Annotated in this window: 15 protein-coding genes; 9 read left to right on the top strand and 6 right to left on the bottom strand. The window is 64.8% G+C overall.

Annotation, left to right across the window (positions count from 1 at the left end; genetic code table 11):
* Positions 1–7: 7 nt before the first annotated feature.
* From HU760_RS22730 to mnmC, 5 genes are all read right to left on the bottom strand, one after another.
* On the bottom strand, positions 8–235 hold the full coding sequence (locus tag HU760_RS22730) for a YheU family protein (protein WP_051099660.1): 228 nt from the start codon (positions 233–235) through the stop codon (positions 8–10).
* A 103-nt stretch (positions 236–338) separates the two neighbouring features.
* Positions 339–1,523 carry an osmoprotectant NAGGN system M42 family peptidase gene (locus HU760_RS22725; protein ID WP_186678159.1) on the bottom strand — a complete coding sequence of 395 codons (1,185 nt, stop codon included), beginning with the start codon at positions 1,521–1,523 and terminating at the stop codon, positions 339–341.
* A 124-nt stretch (positions 1,524–1,647) separates the two neighbouring features.
* A complete protein-coding gene (gene ngg / locus HU760_RS22720; protein WP_186678156.1) occupies positions 1,648–3,393 on the bottom strand; it encodes an N-acetylglutaminylglutamine synthetase in 1,746 nt (581 codons plus the stop codon).
* 3 nt (positions 3,394–3,396) lie between these two features.
* A complete protein-coding gene (locus tag HU760_RS22715) occupies positions 3,397–5,184 on the bottom strand; it encodes an N-acetylglutaminylglutamine amidotransferase (RefSeq protein ID WP_186678153.1) in 1,788 nt (595 codons plus the stop codon).
* Between the two features lie 166 nt (positions 5,185–5,350).
* A complete protein-coding gene (gene mnmC / locus HU760_RS22710; RefSeq protein WP_186678150.1) occupies positions 5,351–7,315 on the bottom strand; it encodes a bifunctional tRNA (5-methylaminomethyl-2-thiouridine)(34)-methyltransferase MnmC2/FAD-dependent 5-carboxymethylaminomethyl-2-thiouridine(34) oxidoreductase MnmC1 in 1,965 nt (654 codons plus the stop codon).
* A gap of 127 nt (positions 7,316–7,442) precedes the next feature.
* On the opposite strand from mnmC, the gene pap reads away from it, so the two are divergent.
* Positions 7,443–8,936: a polyphosphate:AMP phosphotransferase gene (gene pap, locus HU760_RS22705; RefSeq protein ID WP_186678147.1), complete on the top strand. Its 1,494-nt coding sequence runs from the start codon at positions 7,443–7,445 to the stop codon at positions 8,934–8,936.
* 255 nt (positions 8,937–9,191) lie between these two features.
* A complete protein-coding gene (locus HU760_RS22700) occupies positions 9,192–10,157 on the top strand; it encodes a DMT family transporter (RefSeq protein ID WP_186678144.1) in 966 nt (321 codons plus the stop codon).
* A gap of 66 nt (positions 10,158–10,223) precedes the next feature.
* On the opposite strand, the gene HU760_RS22695 is transcribed toward HU760_RS22700, so the two are convergent.
* Positions 10,224–11,618: a class II fumarate hydratase gene (locus tag HU760_RS22695; protein WP_186678140.1), complete on the bottom strand. Its 1,395-nt coding sequence runs from the start codon at positions 11,616–11,618 to the stop codon at positions 10,224–10,226.
* 155 nt (positions 11,619–11,773) lie between these two features.
* Here HU760_RS22695 and HU760_RS22690 point away from each other — a divergent pair, with 155 nt between their 5' ends.
* The 7 genes from HU760_RS22690 (at position 11,774) to HU760_RS22660 (ending at position 19,585) form a co-directional block, all read left to right on the top strand.
* Positions 11,774–12,298 carry a DUF2059 domain-containing protein gene (locus tag HU760_RS22690; RefSeq protein ID WP_186678138.1) on the top strand — a complete coding sequence of 175 codons (525 nt, stop codon included), beginning with the start codon at positions 11,774–11,776 and terminating at the stop codon, positions 12,296–12,298.
* Positions 12,299–12,308: 10 nt separating this feature from the next.
* A complete protein-coding gene (locus HU760_RS22685) occupies positions 12,309–12,605 on the top strand; it encodes a BolA family protein (RefSeq protein WP_061550826.1) in 297 nt (98 codons plus the stop codon).
* Positions 12,606–12,800: 195 nt separating this feature from the next.
* Positions 12,801–13,733 (top strand): oxygen-dependent tRNA uridine(34) hydroxylase TrhO, encoded by a 933-nt coding sequence (gene trhO / locus HU760_RS22680; RefSeq protein ID WP_186678135.1) that lies wholly within the window; start codon positions 12,801–12,803, stop codon positions 13,731–13,733.
* Between the two features lie 3 nt (positions 13,734–13,736).
* Positions 13,737–14,369, top strand: a complete 633-nt coding sequence (locus HU760_RS22675) for a DsbA family protein (RefSeq protein WP_186678132.1) — start codon at positions 13,737–13,739, stop codon at positions 14,367–14,369.
* Positions 14,362–16,194 (top strand): ABC transporter ATP-binding protein, encoded by a 1,833-nt coding sequence (locus HU760_RS22670; RefSeq protein WP_186678122.1) that lies wholly within the window; start codon positions 14,362–14,364, stop codon positions 16,192–16,194. Before HU760_RS22675 ends, HU760_RS22670 begins: the two co-directional genes overlap by 8 nt.
* Positions 16,195–16,312: 118 nt before the next feature.
* Complete coding sequence (locus HU760_RS22665; protein WP_186678120.1) at positions 16,313–18,769, top strand: EAL domain-containing protein; 2,457 nt, start codon at positions 16,313–16,315, stop codon at positions 18,767–18,769.
* 30 nt (positions 18,770–18,799) lie between these two features.
* Positions 18,800–19,585, top strand: a complete 786-nt coding sequence (locus HU760_RS22660) for an iron-containing redox enzyme family protein (protein ID WP_170028799.1) — start codon at positions 18,800–18,802, stop codon at positions 19,583–19,585.
* Positions 19,586–19,700: the final 115 nt, after the last annotated feature.

Genomic DNA, 19,700 nt, shown 5'->3' with positions numbered 1-19,700 from the left:
TGGCCTGCTAGTCGAGCAACTCGCGCGGCACATCATGCCTGGCCAGCAACTGGCACTGCTGGCTTTCCGGGTCGAACAGGATGAACGCCTGGCCCTTGGCCAGGGCCTGGCGCACCCGTAGTACACGGGTTTCCAGCGGGGTATCGTCGCCGTTGTCGGTGCCGTCGCGGGTGACGAAGTCTTCGATCAGGCGGGTCAGGGTTTCGGCTTGCAGTTGGTCGTAAGGGATCAGCATGGCGGGCGGAGCCTTGGGAATTGATGGGGGCATGCTACGCGAAACATTTGCCCTTTGGGGACTGCGTTGCGGCCCGATCGCCGACAACGCAACCCTCACGGCCTCAAGCCTTGTTGCCCACCAGGCTGTCCACCGCCGGTACCCGCGTATCACTTTCCATCTGCGCGTCATGCTCCAGCTGATGGCTGAAGCGCTCCAGTGACGTACTGGCCGGCTGCGAGTCACTGGCAAATACTGGCGGGCTGAGCAGGTACGCCGACAGCAACCGGCTCAGCGCCGCCAGGCTATCGATGTGCGTGCGTTCGTAGCCATGGGTGGCGTCGCAACCGAACGCCACCAGCGCGGTGCGAATGTCGTGCCCGGCCGTCACCGCCGAGTGGGCATCGCTGAAGTAATAGCGGAACAGGTCGCGGCGCACCGGCAGGTCGTGGTCGCCGGCCAGTTTCAGCAAATGCCGCGACAGGTGGTAGTCGTAAGGCCCCGACGAGTCCTGCATGGCCACGCTCACGGCATGCTCGCTGGAGGCCTGGCCGGGCGCCACCGGGGCGATGTCGATACCGACGAATTCGCTGACGTCCCAGGGCAGTGCCCCGGCGGCACCCGAGCCGGTTTCCTCGGTGATGGTGAACAGCGGGTGGCAGTCGATCAGTGGCTGGCGGCCGCTTTCCATTACCGCTTTCAGTGCCGCCAGCAGCGCGGCCACACCGGCCTTGTCGTCCAGGTGGCGGGCGCTGATGTGGCCGCTCTCGGTGAATTCGGGCAGCGGGTCGAAGGCGACGAAGTCACCGATGCTCACGCCCAGCGCCTCGCAATCGGCGCGCGTGGCGCAGTAGGCGTCCAGGCGCACCTCTACATGCTCCCAGCTGATCGGCATCTGGTCGATGGCGGTGTTGAAGGCGTGCCCGCTGGCCATCAGCGGCAGCACGCTGCCACGAAACACGCCGGTGTCGGTGAACACGCTGACCCGGCTGCCCTCGGCGAAGCGGCTGGACCAGCAGCCGACCGGCGCCAGGGCCAGGCGGCCGTTGTCGAGCAACTGGCGAACGCTGGCGCCGATGGTGTCCAGGTGGGCGGACACGGCGCGGTCCGGCGAGCTTTGCCGGCCCTTGAGCGTGGCACGGATGGTGCCGCGGCGGGTCAGCTCGAAGGGAATACCCAGTTCCTCCAGGCGTTCGGCCACGTAGCGCACGATGGTGTCGGTGAAACCGGTGGGGCTGGGGATGGCGAGCATCTCCAGCAGGACCCGTTTGAGGTAGTCGAGATCGGGTTCGGGGAGTCGTTCGGACATGAGTACTCCTTGGAAATTGCATTGATTCTTCGCGGGCACGCCCGCTCCCACAGAGCCCCCACAAGTCTCAAGAATTGCGCTGCCCCTGTGGAAGCGGGCGTGCCCGCGAAGAGGCCATCAGTCGTTACGCCAAAGGCCGGCTGTGCGGGAACAGCAGGTCGATGAAACGCTCGGCGGTCGGTTGCGGTTCGTGGTTGGCCAACCCGGCACGCTCGTTGGCCTCGATGATCACGTACTCCGGCTGCTCGGCATCGCGCACCATGAAGTCCAGCCCCACCACCGGGATCTCCAGTGCCCGCGCTGCCCGCACGGCGGCGTCGGCCAGCGCCGGGTGCAGGCGTTCGGTCACGTCTTCCAGGGTGCCGCCGGTGTGCAGGTTGGCGGTACGCCGCACGGCCAGGTGCTGCCCCGCAGGCAGCACGTCGTCGTAGCCATGGCCCGCGGTGCTCAGGGTGCGTTCGGTTTCCTCGTCCAGCGGGATTCTGCTCTCGCCCCCGGTGGCTGCCTGGCGCCGCCGGCTTTGTGCGTCGATCAGCTGGCGAATGCTGTGCTTGCCATCGCCCACCACTTGCGCCGGATGGCGAATGGCGGCGGCCACCACTTCATAACCGATGACCACGATGCGCAGGTCATGCCCGGCATGGAAGCTTTCCAGTAACACGCGGCTGTCGAACTGGCGCGCGTGGTCGACGGCGCGGGTGATGTCCTCGATGCGGGTGAGGTTGACGGCAACCCCTTGGCCCTGCTCGCCATCGACCGGTTTGACCACCACCGCCGCGTGCTCGTCGAGAAACGCCAGGTTGTCGTCGGCATTGCCGGCCAGCTGCTGTGCCGGCACCTTGAGTCCGGCGTTGTGCAGGGCTTGCCGGGTCAGGCGCTTGTCCTGGCACAGGGTCATGGTCACGGCGCTGGTCAGGTCGCTGAGCGATTCCCGGCAGCGGATGCGGCGCCCGCCCAGGCTGAGGGTGAACAGCCCGGCAGCGGCATCATCCACCTGCACCTCGATGCCCCGGCGCAGGGCCTCGTCGACGATGATGCGCGCATACGGGTTGAGGTCGGCCTGCGGCCCGGGGCCGAGGAATAGTTGCTCGTTGATGCCATTCTTGCGCTTGACCGCGAAGGTCGGCAGGTTGCGAAACCCCAGCTTCTGGTACAGGCGCTTGGCCTGGCGGTTATCGTGCAGCACCGACAGGTCCAGGTAGGCCAGGCCACGGCTCATGAAGTGCTCGATCAGGTGGCGCACCAGCACCTCGCCGACACCGGGGCGGGTACATTGCGGGTCCACCGCCAGGCACCAGAGGCTGCTGCCGTGCTCGGGGTCGTCGAACGCCTTGGCATGGTTCAGGCCCATGACGCTGCCGATGACCGCGCCGCTGTCTTCGTCTTCGGCCAGCCAGTAGACGGGGCCGCCCTGGTCAAGGGGGGTGAGCAGCTCGGGGTCGACCGGCAACATACCGCGCGCCTGGTACAGGGTGTTGATCGCCTGCCAGTCACCGGGATTCTGTGCCCGGCGCACGCGGAAGCCGCGGAACACCCGCTGTGCCGGGCGATAGTCGGTGAACCACAGGCGCAGGGTGTCGGACGGGTCGAGGAACAGTTGCTGTGGCGCATGGGCCAGCACTTGCTGGGGCGCGGCCACGTACAGCGCGATGTCGCGTTCGCCCGGGCACTCGCCCAGCAGGTCCTCGGCCAGCCTGGCCGGGGTGGCGTAGGTATGGCCGATCAGCAGCCGGCCCCAGCCGCAATGCACGGCGCGTGGCTGGTCGTGGGGCTGGCTGCCATCGCCAGCCAGGCGCGCCTGCAGGCGTTCGTAGGAGGGCGCCTGGCCGCGCAGCAGGCGCTGACCGTAGGCAGTTTCGTGGGCTTTCATCGGTCAGAGTCCTTGTTCGGTCAACCACAGGTTCAGTGCCGCCAGTTGCCACAGCTTGGAGCCGCGTAGCGGGGTCAACTGGCCGTGCGGGTTGTTCAGCAGGCGGTCGAGCATGGCCGGGTTGAACAGCCCCCGGTCCTGGCTGGGGTCGGTCAGCAGTTCGCGTACCCAGCCAAGGGTGGCGCCATCCAGGTGCTTCAGGCCCGGTACCGGGAAGTAGCCCTTCTTGCGGTCGATCACCTCGTGCGGGATCACCCGTCGTGCAGCTTGCTTGAGCACCTGCTTGCCGCCGTCGGGCAGCTTGAAGCGTGCGGGAATGCGCGCCGACAGTTCCACCAGGCGGTAATCGAGGAACGGCGTGCGTGCCTCCAGGCCCCAGGCCATGGTCATGTTGTCCACCCGTTTGACCGGGTCGTCGACCAGCATCACCGTGCTGTCCAGGCGCAGCGCCTTGTCTACCGCATCGGGGGCACCGGGGCGGGCGAAATGTTCGCGCACGAACTCGCCAGCGGCATCGGTTTCCAGCACCCAGGGCGTTTGCACGGTGTCGCGGTACTCGGCGTGGCTGCGGTCGAAGAACGCCTCGCGGTATGCGCTGAAGGCGTCCTCGGCGCCGTCCACCTGCGGGTACCAGTGGTAGCCGGCGAACAGTTCGTCGGCGCCCTGGCCGCTTTGCACGCCTTTGCAGTGCTTCGCCACTTCCCGCGACAGCAGGTAGAACGCGATGCAGTCGTGGCTGACCATCGGTTCGCTCATGGCGCGGAACGCCGCCGGCAGTTGTTCGATGACCTCGTGCTCGGCAATACGCAACTGGTGGTGACGGGTGCCGTAATGCCTGGCGATCAGGTCGGAGTACTGGAACTCGTCGCCGCGTTCGCCGCCGGCATCCTCGAAACCGATGGAGAAGGTCGACAGGTCGTCCACGCCCGCTTCGCGCAGCAGGCCGACCAGCAAGCTGGAGTCGACCCCGCCAGACAGCAGCACGCCCACGTCCACGGCGGCACGTTGGCGGATGGCCACGGCCTCGCGGGTGGCGTCGAGCACCCGGGTGGTCCAGCCTTCGAGGTCCAGCTCGCGCTCGTCTGGCGTGGCGCCGTAATGCAGCTGCCACCAGGTCTGGCGTTCCACTTCGCCATGGCGGTCGATGCGCATCCAGGTGCCGGGTTCGAGCTTTTGCACATTGGCCAGCAGGGTACGTGGCGCTGGTACCACCGCGTGGAAGTTCAGGTAGTGGTTGAGCGCTACCGGGTCGAGTACCGGGTCGATGTCACCACCCTTGAGCAGCGCCGGCAGGGTCGAGGCGAAACGCAGGCGCTCGCCGTTGCGCGACAGGTACAAGGGCTTGACGCCCAGGCGGTCGCGGGCGAGGAACAGGCGCTGGTTGTCCCGCTCCCAGATGGCCAGGGCGAACATGCCGTTGAGCTTGGGCAGCAAGGCGGCGCCCCAGGCGTGGTAGCCCTTGAGCAGCACCTCGGTGTCGCCGTCCGACCAGAAGGTGTAGCCCTGCGCCTGCAGCTCCTGGCGCAGTTCGGGGAAGTTGTAGATGGCACCGTTGAAAGCCAGCGACAGGCCCAGGGTGTTGTCGACCATCGGCTGCGCCGAGCCGTCGGACAAGTCCATGATTTTCAGGCGCCGGTGGCCCAGGGCGATCGGCCCCTGGCTATGGAAGCCCCAGGCATCCGGGCCGCGAGGCGCCAGGTGATGGGTGATGCGCTCTACCGCAGCCAGGTCGGCTGGGCGAGGGGCTTGGTTGATGGGGGTGAAACGCAACTCTCCTGCTAATCCGCACATAGGTCCTTACCGGTTTTTCCGTTGGGGAGGGAGTGCCCCGGATCAGGGCACCTCAAGGAACTGACCTGTGCAGTTTGGGAGAGTTTTAGATCGATCTGTTATATAGGCTGTGTTCCTTGTGGGAGCCGGCTTGCCGGCGATGGGCTGCGCTGCAACCCCGGTTCGGTCATTTGCCTCGAATCAACCTGCGCAAGGCAAACCGGTTCGGATGACACGCCTCCGCCACCGCCCGCGGCAAAGGCAGTGGCTCCCCGCATACCCAGGCGGCAACCAGCTCGCCACTCAGCGGCGCGGTAATCAGCCCCCGCGAGCCATGCCCGCTGTTCACATACAACCCACCCAGCCACGGGCAGGCAACCGCCGGTACTTGCCGGGCATCCCGGCCCAGCACCGCGTACGCTTCGGTGAACGCCTGGGCATCGGCCAGCGGCCCGACGATCGGCAGGTAGTCGGGGCTGGTGCAGCGGAACGCCGCGCGCCCCTGCAACTGTGCCGGGTCCAGTTCGGCGGTGCCCAGGCGCTGTGCCAGGTCGGGGGAAATTTCATCCAGCAACGCCAGGTTGCCCTGGTGCTCGGCCACCGTCGGTGCCAGGTCTTCGCTGTGGAAGTCGAAGCTTGCGCCCAGGGTATGCTCATCGCCGCGTGGCGGGGCGACATAGCCCTCGGCACACACCACGGTGCGCAACGCGCGGCTGTCGGCAGTGGCTGGCAAGCGGGTGATCTGCCCACGGATGCGCTTGAGCGGCAACTGCGCGCACGGCTCGAAGCGCCGCACTTCGGCGGCCCCGGCCAGGACCACCACCGGCGCGCTGGCCAGCAGGCGTTCACCGGCCCAGGCTTGCCATTGCTCACCGACCTTGCGCAGTTCGAGCACGGGCTGATGTGTCACCAGGCGAATGCCAGGGTGCTGCAACTGCTGCAGGCACAGCGCCGGCGGGTGCACCCAGCCTCCCTCGGGATAGAACAGCCCGCCGGCCGGCAACGCCACACCAGCCATGGCTTCGGCTTCATCACGCTGCAGCGGATGCAAAAGGTCAGCGGCGAAGGCCGCAGCCAACTTGCCCTGGCGCTCGGTTTCCTTGCTGTCGAAGGCCAGTTGCAGCACGCCACAGGCATCCCAGTCGCGGCCGCGCTGCAGGCGCTCCAGCTGGCGCCGGGTGTAGCCGAAACCGGACAGGATCATCTGCGACAGCGCCGTACCATGGGCCGACAGCTTGAGGTACAGCACCCCTTGCGGGTTGCCCGATGCTTCCCGTGCTGGCGCGTCGTGGCGTTCCAGCACGGTCACCTGCCAGCCGCGCCGGGCCAGGCTGGCGGCGCTGCAACTGCCCGCCAGTCCGGCACCGACGACCAGGGCCTCGCGTGGCCCCGCTGCGGCCTCCGGGCGTGCATACCAGGGCGGGCTGGGAGTAGGCGGGGTGCCGACATAGGCGCCGCTCATCACTTCCCACTTCTTGCCGATGCCCGGCACTTTCTTCATGGCGAAGCCGGCGTCGACCAGGCTGCGGCGTACCCAGCCGGTGGTGGTGAACGTGCCCAGCACGGTACCAGGGTGCGACAGCCGTGCCAGCTGCGCGAACAGTGCCGGGGTCCACATGTCGGGATTCTTGGCTGGAGCGAAGCCATCGAGGAACCACACATCGACCTGCGCATCGAGTTGCGGCAGTTGCTCCAGCACGTCACCGACCAGCAGGGTTAGGGTGACCCGCCCATTGGCGAAGGTGAACTGCTGGAAGCCTGGGTGCAGCGCCACGTACTGCGCCAGCAGGGGCTCGCTGTAGGCCGCCAGCTCCGGCCACAGTCGCACGGCACGGGCCATATCGTCGCGGCCGAGCGGGTACTTCTCGACGCTGACGAAATGCAGGCGGGCTTCGGCGCCAGCATGCTGCTCGAACAACTGCCAGGCACAGTAGAAGTTCATGCCGGTGCCGAAGCCGGTTTCACCTATCACCAGGCAGGCATGCGGGGCGAGGGCGGCGAAGCGGTCTGCCAGGCGGGTTTGCCCGAGAAACACGTGACGGGTTTCTTCGATGCCTTCGTTGACCGCGAAATAGACGTCGTCATATTGCCGCGAATGTGGGCGGCCCTGGTCGTCCCAGTCGATCTGGGCGTGCTGGAGGAGGGTGGACATGGTTGGCTCTGTTGCAGCGGATAGGCGGATTTTAAGCTATCCGGGAGGTTTGCACAGGCTGTGCCGAGCGCTTCGCGGGCCCAAATGAAATCCGCTAGTCTTGCTTATCCATTGAAGGAGCCAGTGCATGTTCGAATCCGCAGAAATCGGCCACAGCATCGACAAGGAGGCTTACGACGCCGAGGTACCCGCTTTGCGCGAGGCCCTGCTCGAAGCCCAGTACGAACTCAAGCAGCAGGCGCGTTTCCCGGTGATCGTGCTGATCAACGGCATTGAAGGCGCCGGCAAGGGCGAGACGGTCAAGTTGCTCAACGAGTGGATGGACCCGCGGCTGATCGATGTGCTCACCTTCGACCAGCAAACCGACGAAGAGCTGGCCCGGCCCCCGGCCTGGCGCTATTGGCGGGCCCTGCCACCGAAGGGGCGGATGGGCGTGTTCTTCGGTAACTGGTACAGCCAGATGCTCCAGGGGCGGGTACACGGCCTGTTCAAGGACGCCGTGCTCGACCAGGCCATCGCCGGCGCCGAGCGGCTCGAGGAAATGCTCTGCGACGAAGGTGCGCTGATCATCAAGTTCTGGTTCCACCTGTCCAAGAAGCAGATGAAGGCCCGCCTCAAGGCGCTGAAGGACGACCCGCTGCACAGCTGGCGCATCAGCCCGCTGGACTGGCAGCAGTCGGAAACCTACGACCGTTTCGTGCGCTTCGGCGAACGCGTGCTGCGCCGCACCAGCCGTGACTATGCGCCATGGCATATCATCGAAGGCGTCGACCCGAACTACCGCAGCCTGGCGGTGGGGCGCATTCTGCTGGAGAGCCTGCAAGCGGCACTGGCCGACAACCCCAAGGGCAAGCACCGGGGCAACGTCGCGCCGCTGGGGCGCAGCATCGACCAGCGCAGCCTGCTGGGCGCATTGGACATGACCCTGCGCCTGGACAAGGCCGACTATCAGGAACAGCTGGTTACCGAGCAGGCTCGCCTGGCTGGCCTGTTGCGCGACAAGCGCATGCGTCGGCATGCGCTGGTGGCGGTGTTCGAAGGCAACGACGCCGCCGGCAAGGGCGGCGCCATTCGTCGTGTGGCGGCAGCGCTGGACCCCCGTCAGTACCGCATCGTGCCAATTGCCGCGCCCACCGAAGAGGAGCGCGCGCAGCCTTACCTGTGGCGGTTCTGGCGGCATATTCCGGCGCGCGGCAAGTTCACCATCTTCGATCGTTCCTGGTATGGCCGGGTGCTGGTGGAGCGGGTGGAAGGCTTCTGCAGCCCGGCCGACTGGATGCGCGCCTACAGCGAAATCAACGATTTCGAGGAGCAGTTGGTGAACGCTGGCACGGTGGTGGTCAAGTTCTGGTTGGCGATCGACCAGCAGACCCAGCTGGAGCGTTTCGAAGAGCGCGAGCAGATCCCGTTCAAGCGTTACAAGATCACCGAGGATGACTGGCGCAACCGCGAAAAGTGGGACGCCTATGTGCAGGCGGTGGGTGACATGGTCGACCGTACCAGCACCGAGATCGCGCCGTGGACGCTGGTGGAGGCCAACGACAAGCGCTGGGCGCGGGTGAAGGTGTTGCGCACCATCAACCAGGCGCTTGAGGCGGCGTTTGCCAGGGACAAGAAATAGCCAGGCTTGTTGGTTGCCTGTTCTGGCCTCTTCGCGGGCACGCCCGCTCCCACAGGATTTGCACACACTCTGAATCTTGTGGGGGCCCTGTGGGAGCGGGCGTGCCCGCGAAAGGGCCAGAACAGGCAGCACACCCGCCAAGCCATGCCGCAGAAGAATGACCTGATGAATTCTTTTCCCGGCACCCACCACCGTCCCCGCCCTCCAAGCCCTTAGAATTCAACCACCCCCACCACGGGCTCGATCGAGGATTTTATGCACACCATTACCGGCCGCTGGGGCTATGGCCTTTTCCTGGCACTTTTGACGGCGTTGCTCTGGGGCATCCTGCCGATCAAGCTCAAGCAGGTGCTGCAAGTGGTCGACCCGGTTACCGTCACCTGGTACCGCCTGCTGGTCTCCGGCGGCCTGCTGTTCGCCTGGCTGGCCGCCAAGCGCAGGCTGCCTTCCTTCAGCAAGCTGACGCCCAAGGGCAAAGGCCTGGTGTTAGTGGCCGTGCTCGGCCTGATGGGCAACTACGTGCTGTACCTGATTGGCCTGAACCTGCTGAGCCCGGGCACCGCGCAACTGGTGGTGCAGCTCGGCCCGGTGTTGCTGCTGGTGGCCAGCGTGTTCGTGTTCCGCGAACGTTTCAGCCTGGGGCAGGGCGCCGGCCTGCTGATTCTGCTGGCGGGGTTTGGCCTGTTCTTCAACCAGCGCCTGGAGGAGCTGCTCACCTCGCTCGGCACCTATACCACTGGCGTGCTGACCATTCTGCTGGCCACCACCATCTGGGTGTTCTACGCCCTGAGCCAGAAGCAACTGCTGACCGTGTGGAATTCGCAACAAGTCATGATGGTGATCTACCTCGGTTGCGCTGCGTTGCTCACACCATGGGTACACCCGCTGCAAGCGTTGCAGCTGACCCCGGTGCAGGGCTGGTTGTTGCTGGCCTGCTGCCTGAACACACTGGTGGCCTATGGCGCGTTTGCCGAAGCGCTGGCGCACTGGGAGGCGTCGCGGGTGAGTGCCACGCTGGCGTTGACGCCGCTGGTGACCTTCGTCGCGGTGGCATTGGCGGCCTTGCTGTGGCCTGACTACGTGCATGCCGAGGATATCAATGCCCTGGGTTATGTCGGGGCGGTCACGGTGGTGCTGGGTTCGGCGCTGGTGGCGCTGGGGCCGTCGCTGGTGGCTAGCTGGCGTGCCCGCAAATTCAGGAAAGTTGCACGCTCTGTGTAGGGGCGGCCTTGCGTCGCGATGGGCTGCGCAAGGTCGCTCCTACAAGGGGCGCGGGTGTCTGGGCTGTCAGCCTTTCCCCCCCGGTGCCAGCATGTTCTCCGGCCGTACCCACTGGTCGAACTGCTCATTGGTCAGGTACTTCAACTCCAGTGCCGCCTCGCGCAAGGTCTTGCCCTCGCTGTAGGCCTTCTTGGCAATTTCCGCTGCCTTGTCATAACCAATGTGCGGGTTCAGCGCGGTCACCAGCATCAGCCCCCGCTCCAGGTGCGCCGCCATCTGCTCGGCATCCGGCTCGATACCCGCCACGCAATGCTCCTGGAAGTTGCGGCAGCCATCGGCCAGCAGTTCGATCGACTGCAACAGGTTGTGGATGATCACCGGCTTGAACACGTTCAGCTGCAAATGGCCCTGGCTGGCGGCAAAGCCGATCGCCGCGTCGTTGCCCAACACCTGGCAGGCCAGCATCGACAACGCCTCGCACTGGGTCGGGTTGACCTTGCCCGGCATGATCGAACTACCGGGTTCGTTGGCCGGCAGGCGTACTTCAGCCAGCCCGGCACGCGGGCCGGAACCCAGCAGGCGCAGGTCATTGGCAATTTTCATCAGGGCCACAGCCAGGGTCTTGAGGGCGCCAGCCAGGCTGGTCAGCGGCTCATGCCCGGCAAGGGCGGCGAATTTGTTCGGCGCGGTAACGAACGGCAGGCCGGACAGTGCCGCCAGCTCGGCTGCGATGGCTTCGGCGAAACCATGCGGGGCGTTCAGCCCGGTACCCACGGCAGTGCCGCCCTGGGCCAGTTCACACACCGCCGGCAGGCTGGCGCGGATGGCGCGCTGGGCGTAGTCGAGCTGGGCGACGAACGCGGATACTTCCTGGCCAAAGGTGATCGGCGTGGCATCCATCATGTGCGTGCGGCCGGTTTTCACCAATTGGTGGTGGCGTGCCGACAACTCGGCCAGCCCCGAGGACAGTTCGGCGATGGCTGGCAGCAACTTGTCGTGTACCGCCTGGGCTGCAGCAATGTGCATGGCGGTGGGGAAGCAGTCGTTGGAACTCTGCGAACGGTTGACGTGGTCGTTGGGGTGTACTGGCGCCTTGCCGCCACGGCCTTTGCCGGCCAGTTCGTTGGCCCGCCCGGCGATCACTTCGTTGACGTTCATGTTGCTCTGGGTGCCGCTGCCGGTCTGCCATACCACCAGCGGGAACTGGTCGTCGTGCTGGCCTTCCAGCACTTCGTTGGCAGCCTGTTCGATCAGCCGGGCGATGTCGGCCGGCAAGTCGCCATTGCGGTCGTTGACGCGTGCTGCGGCCTTCTTGATCAGCGCCAGGGCGTGCAACACCGCAATAGGCATGCGTTCCTTGCCGATGGCGAAGTTGATCAGCGAACGCTGGGTCTGCGCACCCCAGTAGGCGTCCTCAGGAACTTCGACCGGGCCCAGGCTGTCTGTCTCGATGCGGCTCATTCTGTACGCACTCCTGTGTAGTTCGAAATCGCAGTTTAGGCCCTGATTCGACCGAGCGGTTCCGTCGCTCGTCGTGCCACTTGAGCACATCGCCACCACGGCGCAGAATGCTCTACTCTGAGGTACCCGCCTCCCTCTCTTCTGAAGGAAATGCAATGACCCGTCTCCGTGTCCTTTGTGCCGCCGTTGCCCTGGCTTGCGCCAGCGGCCAGGTACTCGCTGCCACCGCCAGCCACAATGCTGCTGCCGAGAAATTCCTGACCCTGGCCAACGCCGACAAGCTGGGTACGCCGGTATACATGCAGGTCCAGCAGATGTTCGCCCAGCGTTTCGCCCAGACCAAGGCCCCGACCAGCAAGCAGGCGGTGCTGGAAAGCTACCAGGCCAAGGCCAACGCAGCGCTGGACAACGCCATCGGCTGGAAAAAGCTGAAGCCGAAGATGGTCGACCTGTACACCCAGACCTTCACCGAGCAGGAGCTGAACGACCTGGTCAAGTTCTACGAGTCGCCGTTGGGCAAGAAAGTGCTGCGTGAAATGCCCAAGGTCACCCAGCAGTCGGCCCAGCTGACCCAGCAGAGCCTGGAGCCTGCGGTGCCGGTGGTGAACAAGCTGCTGGACGACATGACCAAGGAGCTGGACCCGAACGCCGGCAAGGCCGTCGCCCCGGCGAAGAAGTGAGTACGCCGCGATGAGCATGCAACAGCGCATCGAACAGCAGTTGGCCGCCCTGGCGCCGCAACACCTGCAAGTGCTCAACGAAAGCCACATGCACAGTCGTGGTCAGGAGACCCACTACAAGGCAGTGATCGTCAGCGAGCAGTTTGCCGGATTGAACAGCGTCAAGCGCCACCAGAAGGTGTACGCCACCATGGGTGAACTGATGGGCGAGATCCACGCCCTGGCCATCCACACCTACACCGCCGAAGAGTGGGCCAAGGTTGGTGTGGCACCCGCTTCGCCGGTGTGCGCAGGCGGCGGGCACTGAAACCATTCTGTTGTTCTGGTAGAATCCGCTACATCCCAAAAAGGGGGCTGCTGTGCAGCCCATCGCCGGCAAGCCAGCTCCCACAAATTCACCTGTGGGCCCCGGCCTGTCGGCGATGGCGTGCGCAGCGGCCCCCTGTTTCTTGTGTAACCCGGTCCGCCCCTTACGAGGGCAACCACCTGGAGATTCAGCTTCATGTCCCAACCTATCGTCGTCGCGGCGCTGTACAAGTTCGTCACCCTGGAAGACTACGTCGAGCTGCGTGAGCCGCTGCTCAAGGCCATGCTCGACAACAATGTCAAAGGCACCCTGCTGCTGGCCCACGAGGGTATCAACGGCACCGTGTCGGCCACCCGCGAAGGCATCGACGGCCTGCTGGCCTGGCTGCGCAACGACCCGCGCCTGGCCGATGTCGACCACAAGGAATCGTACTGCGACGAACAGCCGTTCTACCGCACCAAGGTCAAGCTCAAGAAAGAGATCGTCACCCTCGGCGTACCCGGCGTGGACCCCAACAAGGCGGTCGGCACCTACGTCGAGCCCAAGGACTGGAACGCCCTGATCAGCGACCCGGAAGTGCTGCTGATCGACACCCGCAACGATTACGAAGTGGCCATCGGCACCTTCAAGGGCGCCATCGACCCGAAGACCGAAACCTTCCGCGAGTTCCCCGAGTACATCAAGGCCAACTTCGACCCCAGCAAGCACAAGAAGGTTGCCATGTTCTGCACCGGCGGCATCCGTTGCGAAAAAGCCTCCAGCTACATGCTCGGTGAAGGCTTCGAAGCGGTCTATCATCTTAAGGGCGGCATCCTGAAATACTTCGAGGAAGTACCTCAGGAAGAAAGCCTGTGGGACGGCGACTGCTTCGTCTTCGACAACCGCGTCACGGTGCGCCATGACCTGAGCGAGGGCGAGTACGACCAATGCCACGCCTGCCGCCACCCGATCAATGCACAGGAGCGTGCGTCCGAGCACTATTCGCCGGGGGTGAGCTGCCCGCATTGCTGGGACACCCTGAGCGAGAAGACCCGGCGCAGCGCCATCGACCGGCAGAAGCAGATCGAACTGGCCAAGGCCCGCAACCTGCCGCATCCGATCGGTTACAACTACAAAGCCGAGGCTTGATGCATGTCTGCACGCCTGATTTACGTGATGGACCCGATGTGCTCCTGGTGCTGGGGCTTCGCACCCGTGGCCGAGGCCCTGATCGCCCAGGCGCGTGTAGCAGGCGTGCCGACCCACCTGGTCACCGGCGGGCTGCGCAGCGGCGGCAGCGCTCTGGACAGCGCCACCCGCAAATACATCCTCGAACACTGGCAGGCGGTGGCCGAAGCCACTGGCCAGCCGTTCCGCTTCGAGGGGGCCATGCCCGACGGCTTCGTCTACGACACCGAGCCGGCCTGCCGGGCCCTGGTCACCGCCCGTGAGCTGGACGTCGAGCGCGTGTGGCCGCTGCTGGCACTGATCCAGCGTGCGTTCTACGAACAGGGTGTGGATGTGACCGTTGCACCGCAGCTGGTCGAACTGGCCGAGCAGGCGGGCTTCGACCGTGCCGGGTTCGCCGAGGCCTTTGCCCGGGCCGACACCCGCGCCGCCACTGCGGCCGATTTCGCCTGGGCGCAAGACCTGGGCATCGCCGGGTTCCCGACCTTGCTGGCCGAGCGTAATGGCCAGCTGGCCCTGCTGACCAACGGCTACCAGCCGCTGGAGCGCCTGCAACCCTTGCTCGGCCGCTGGCTGCAGCAGGCCGCCTGTGCTTGATCTGCCTGGGTCACCCGACCCGGTGCCGGGCAAGCCTTGCACGGCGGCCGACCGACTGAGCTGGGCGGAAATCCGCCGCCTGGCCCTGCATCACAAGAAAAACCTCTGGTCCGCCAACCTCATTGCAGTGTTGGCCGCCTGCTGCAGCGTGCCCATCCCGTTGCTGCTGCCGCTGCTGGTGGACGAAGTGCTGCTGGGCCAGGGCGATGCCGCGCTGAAGTGGATGAACCACCTGCTGCCGTCCAGCTGGCAGGTGGCCGCCGGCTACATCGGCCTGATGCTGCTGCTGACCCTGTGCCTGCGCCTGGCCGCCCTGGCGTTCAACGTCATCCAGGCCAGGTTGTTTGCCGGCTTGGCCAAGGACATCGTCTATCGCTTGCGCATCCGCCTTATCGAGCGGCTGAAGCGCATTTCGCTGAAAGAATACGAAAGCCTGGGCAGCGGTACGGTAACCACCCACCTGGTCACCGACCTGGATACACTCGACAAGTTCGTCGGCGAAACCCTCAGCCGCTTCCTGGTGGCCATGCTGACCCTGACCGGCACTGCCGCCATCCTGATCTGGATGCACTGGCAGCTGGCCTTGCTCATCCTGTTGTTCAACCCGCTGGTCATCTACTTCACCGTGCAGTTGGGCAAGCGCGTCAAACACCTGAAAAAGCTCGAAAACGACAGCACCGCACGGTTTACCCAGGCGCTGGCGGAAACCCTTGACGCCATCCAGGAAATCCGCGCCGGCAACCGCCAGGGCTACTTCCTCGGGCGCCTTGGCTTGCGCGCCCGTGAAGTGCGCGACTACGCCGTGGACTCGCAATGGAAAAGCGACGCCAGCGGTCGCGCCAGTGGCCTGCTGTTCCAGTTCGGTATCGATATCTTCCGCGCCGCGGCGATGCTTACCGTGCTGTTTTCCGACCTTTCGATCGGCCAGATGCTGGCGGTGTTCAGCTACCTGTGGTTCATGATCGGTCCGGTGGAGCAACTGCTCAACCTGCAATACGCCTACTATGCCGCCGGCGGTGCGCTGAGCCGCCTCAACGAGCTGCTGGCGCGTGCCGACGAGCCGCAGTATGCGGCCGCCAGTGATCCGTTCGCCGGCCGCCAGACGGTCGGCATCGAAGTGCGCGACCTGCGCTTTGCCTATGCCGACGAGCCGGTCCTCGAGCACCTCGACCTGTGCATTGCCCCGGGTGAGAAGGTGGCCATCGTGGGTGCCAGCGGCGGCGGCAAGAGCACACTGGTGCAACTGTTGCTGGGCCTTTATAGCGCCCAGGCCGGGACCATCCGCTTTGGCGGTGCCAGCCTTCAGGAAATCGGCCTGGAAACCCTGCGCGAAAACGTCGCGGTGGTGTTGCAGCACCCGTCGCTGTTCAACGACAGCGTGCGTGCCAACCTGACCATGGGCCGTGACTGCAGCGACGAGGCTTGCTGGCAGGCGCTACGCATTGCCCAGCTGGATGGCACCATCGCTGCCTTGCCGCAGGGCCTGGACAGTGTGGTGGGGCGCTCCGGCGTGCGCCTGTCCGGCGGCCAGCGCCAGCGCCTGGCGATTGCCCGCATGGTGCTGGCCGAGCCCAAGGTGGTAATCCTCGACGAGGCGACCTCGGCCCTGGATGCCGCCACCGAGTACAACCTGCACCAGGCCCTGGCGCGCTTTCTCAGCGGCCGCACCACGCTGATCATCGCCCACCGCCTGTCGGCGGTGAAGCAGGCCGACCGGGTACTGGTATTCGATGGTGGGCATGTGGCAGAGGATGGCGACCATCAGCAGCTGATTGCAGAAGGCGGGTTGTATGCCAAGCTTTATGGGCACCTGCAACAAAGTTGAACTTATACAAATTCAACGATTTTCTGTCATGAAAAACCCAGCCACGGCGATGGCATTTGGCCTACGCTGTGCTTGTCTGGGTTGATCTGCGCCTTATCTGCTCTGTGACAGGGACTCCATGAAGGGAAATCGCACTCTAGAAGCGCCAAAGCTGCTTGGCATCACCTGGCCCTTCATTGCCGTCGTGGTCTTCCAGGTGGCCCTGGGCAGCCTGAGTTTCTATGCGCTATCGGCCGTGCGCGCCTATGTCGCGGGTGAAAGTCTGTGGTCCAAGGCGCAGAAGGACGCTATCTATTATCTGGACCTGTACGCCGAAACCCGCGATGACCTCACCTACCAACGCTATCGTCAGGCGATCACCATACCCCACGGCGACCAGCGCTTGCGCGAGGTGCTCGACCAGCCCGTCCCCGACCTTGATGCTGCGCGCCAGGCCGTACTGGATGGCGGCAATCACCCCGACGATGTCGAACGAATCATCTGGTTCTATCGCAACTTTCGCAGCCTCAGCTACATGCAGACGGCAATCGATTACTGGAATATCGGCGACGATTATCTGGCCAGGCTGGATGGGCTCGCCGTCGAAATGCGCAGCAGCTTCGCCGCCGGGCCGGTAGATGCCCGTACGATCAGCGATTGGAAGGCGCGCATCGTCGCTATCAACGAAGGGGTCACCCCGGCCTCCAAGGCGTTCAGCGATGCCCTCGGCGAGGGCTCGCGCATGCTGTTGCGGGTGCTGCTGATCACCAACCTGATGACGGCGATGTTCCTGATCGCCATTGCCTGGCGCCGTTCCAGCAAGCTGCTGGCCCAGCGCGAGGCCTTTGCCAGTGCTCTGCAGGTTGAAAAGGAGCGGGCGCAGATCACCCTGCAGGCCATCGGCGACGCGGTGATCACCGCAGATGTAGAAGGCATGATCGGCTACATGAACCCCGCCGCCGAACAACTGACCCACTGGCAGGCCGGCCAGGCCCAGGGCCTGCCATTGTCGGCGCTGTTCAGCCTGGTGGACGAACAGGCCGAGGAAGACGGCCGCAGCCTGGTCGAGCAGGTGCTCAGCGGCAGCCTCAGGGGCGGTGCCGAGCATGCCCGGCTGATCCAGCGCCTGGACGGCAGTACCGTGTCGATCAACCTGGTTGGCTCGCCCATCATCAATGATGGCGAGGTCAGCGGTATCGTGCTGGTGCTGCATGACATGACCCAGGAACGCCAGTACATTGCCAATCTGTCCTGGCAGGCCACCCACGACGCCCTCACCGGGCTGGCCAACCGCCGCGAATTCGAATACCGCCTGGAGCAGGCGCTCAATGGCCTGGCGCGCCAGGCCGGGCGACATTCGCTGATGTTCCTCGACCTCGACCAGTTCAAGCTGGTCAATGACACCTGCGGGCATGCCGCTGGCGACGAGTTGCTGAGACACATCTGTGCCGTGCTGCAATCCGGCCTGCGTGAAGGCGACACCCTGGCCCGCCTGGGGGGGGACGAATTCGGTGTACTGCTGGAAAGCTGCCCGCCCGACCAGGCCGAGCGTATTGCCGAGCAGTTGCGCCAGCTGGTGCAGAGCCTGCACTTCGTGTGGAAGGGGCGGCCGTTCGTCACTACCGTCAGTATCGGCCTGGTGCACTTGGCCCAGGCCCCCACCACCCTGGAAGCCTCGCTGCGTGCTGCCGACATGGCCTGCTACATGGCCAAGGAAAAGGGCCGCAATCGTGTCCAGGTGTACCATGCCGACGACAGCGAACTGTCCATGCGTTTTGGCGAAATGGCCTGGATCCAGCGCCTGCACGTCGCCCTGGAAGAAAATCGTTTCTGCCTGTACGCACAGGAAATCGCCCCGCTGAAAAGTTTCGAAGGCCCGGGCCATATCGAGATCCTGTTGCGCCTGCACGACGAAAGCGGCCGCACCATCCTGCCCAATAGCTTCATCCCGGCGGCCGAGCGCTATGGTCTGATGACCGCGCTGGATCGCTGGGTAGTACGCAATGTATTCGTGGTCATCCGCCAGTGCCTGGACCAGGGCCGGGAAGGGCCGCTGTCGACCTGTGCGATCAACCTGTCGGGTTCGAGCATTGGCGACGACAAGTTCCTCGAGTACTTGCAGCGCCTGTTCGTCGAATACGCCATCCCGCCGCGGATGATCTGTTTTGAAATCACCGAAACCAGCGCGATTGCCAACCTTGGCAGCGCCATCCGCTTTATCAACGAGTTGAAGGGGCTGGGCTGCCGCTTCTCGCTCGATGATTTCTGCGCTGGCATGTCATCGTTCGCCTATCTCAAGCATTTGCCCGTGGATTACCTGAAGATCGACGGGAGTTTCGTCAAGGACATGCTCGACGATCCGGTCAACCGGGCCATGGTCGAGGTCATCAACCACATCGGTCACGTAATGGGCAAGCGCACCATTGCCGAGTTCGTCGAAACACCCTTGATTGAGCAGGCCTTGCAGGAGATTGGCGTTGATTACGCCCAGGGCTACCTGATTGAACGCCCCCAGGTGTTCACCTGTGACAGTCTGCAGCGCCAACGGATCGCCACCCGGCCTCTGTTGCAGCGGGCGCCTGGCACGTTTCGTTAGCTAGAGATCGCAAGGATCAAGGAGCTCAAAGTGATTGATGCATTCGTTCGTATCGGCCCTCTGATGGACCCTGCAAGCTACCCCCACTGGGCCCAGCAACTGATTGAGGATTGTCGTGAAAGCAAGCGCCGGGTTGTGGAACACGAGTTCTACGCACGGCTGCGCGATGGCCAGTTGAAGCAGTCGACCATCCGCCAGTACCTGATCGGTGGCTGGCCGGTGGTCGAGCAGTTTTCCCTGTACATGGCGCACAACCTGACCAAGACCCGTTATGGTCGGCACCAGGGCGAAGATATGGCGCGGCGCTGGTTGATGCGCAATATCCGGGTCGAGCTCAACCATGCCGACTATTGGGTCAGCTGGGCTCAGGCGCATGGTGTGCACCTGCATGAATTGCAGGCGCAGAACGTTCCGGCCGAGCTGAACGGCCTGAACGACTGGTGCTGGCGCGTGTGTTTTACCGAAAACCTGGCCATCTCCATGGCAGCGACCAATTACGCCATCGAAGGCGCGACCGGTGAGTGGTCGGCGGTGGTGTGTTCCAGCGACACCTATGCGCTGGGCTTCCCGGAGGAGGAGCGCAAGCGGGCGATGAAGTGGCTGAAGATGCATGCCCAGTATGACGACGCGCACCCGTGGGAGGCGCTGGAGATCATCTGCACGCTGGCCGGCGAGAACCCGACGCTGGGGCTGCGTACCGAGCTGCGCAGGGCGATATGCAGGAGCTATGACTGCATGTACATGTTCCTGGAGCGGTGCATGCAGCTGGAAGGCCGCCAGCAGAGGAGCATGCGCCCGGCGTTGGTGGCGGGGTAAGGCTCGAGGGCCGCTGCGCAACTCATCGCGACACGCGGCCGCCCTGCGGGGATCGCGTACCCCCGTAGGGCGGCCTTGTATCGCGATGGGCTGCAAGGCAGCGCCGCAACCGGAA

It is taken from the genome of Pseudomonas oryzicola, assembly GCF_014269185.2.
Taxonomy (GTDB): Bacteria; Pseudomonadota; Gammaproteobacteria; order Pseudomonadales; family Pseudomonadaceae; genus Aquipseudomonas; species Aquipseudomonas oryzicola.
This window is presented reverse-complemented; position numbering and strand designations above follow the sequence as displayed.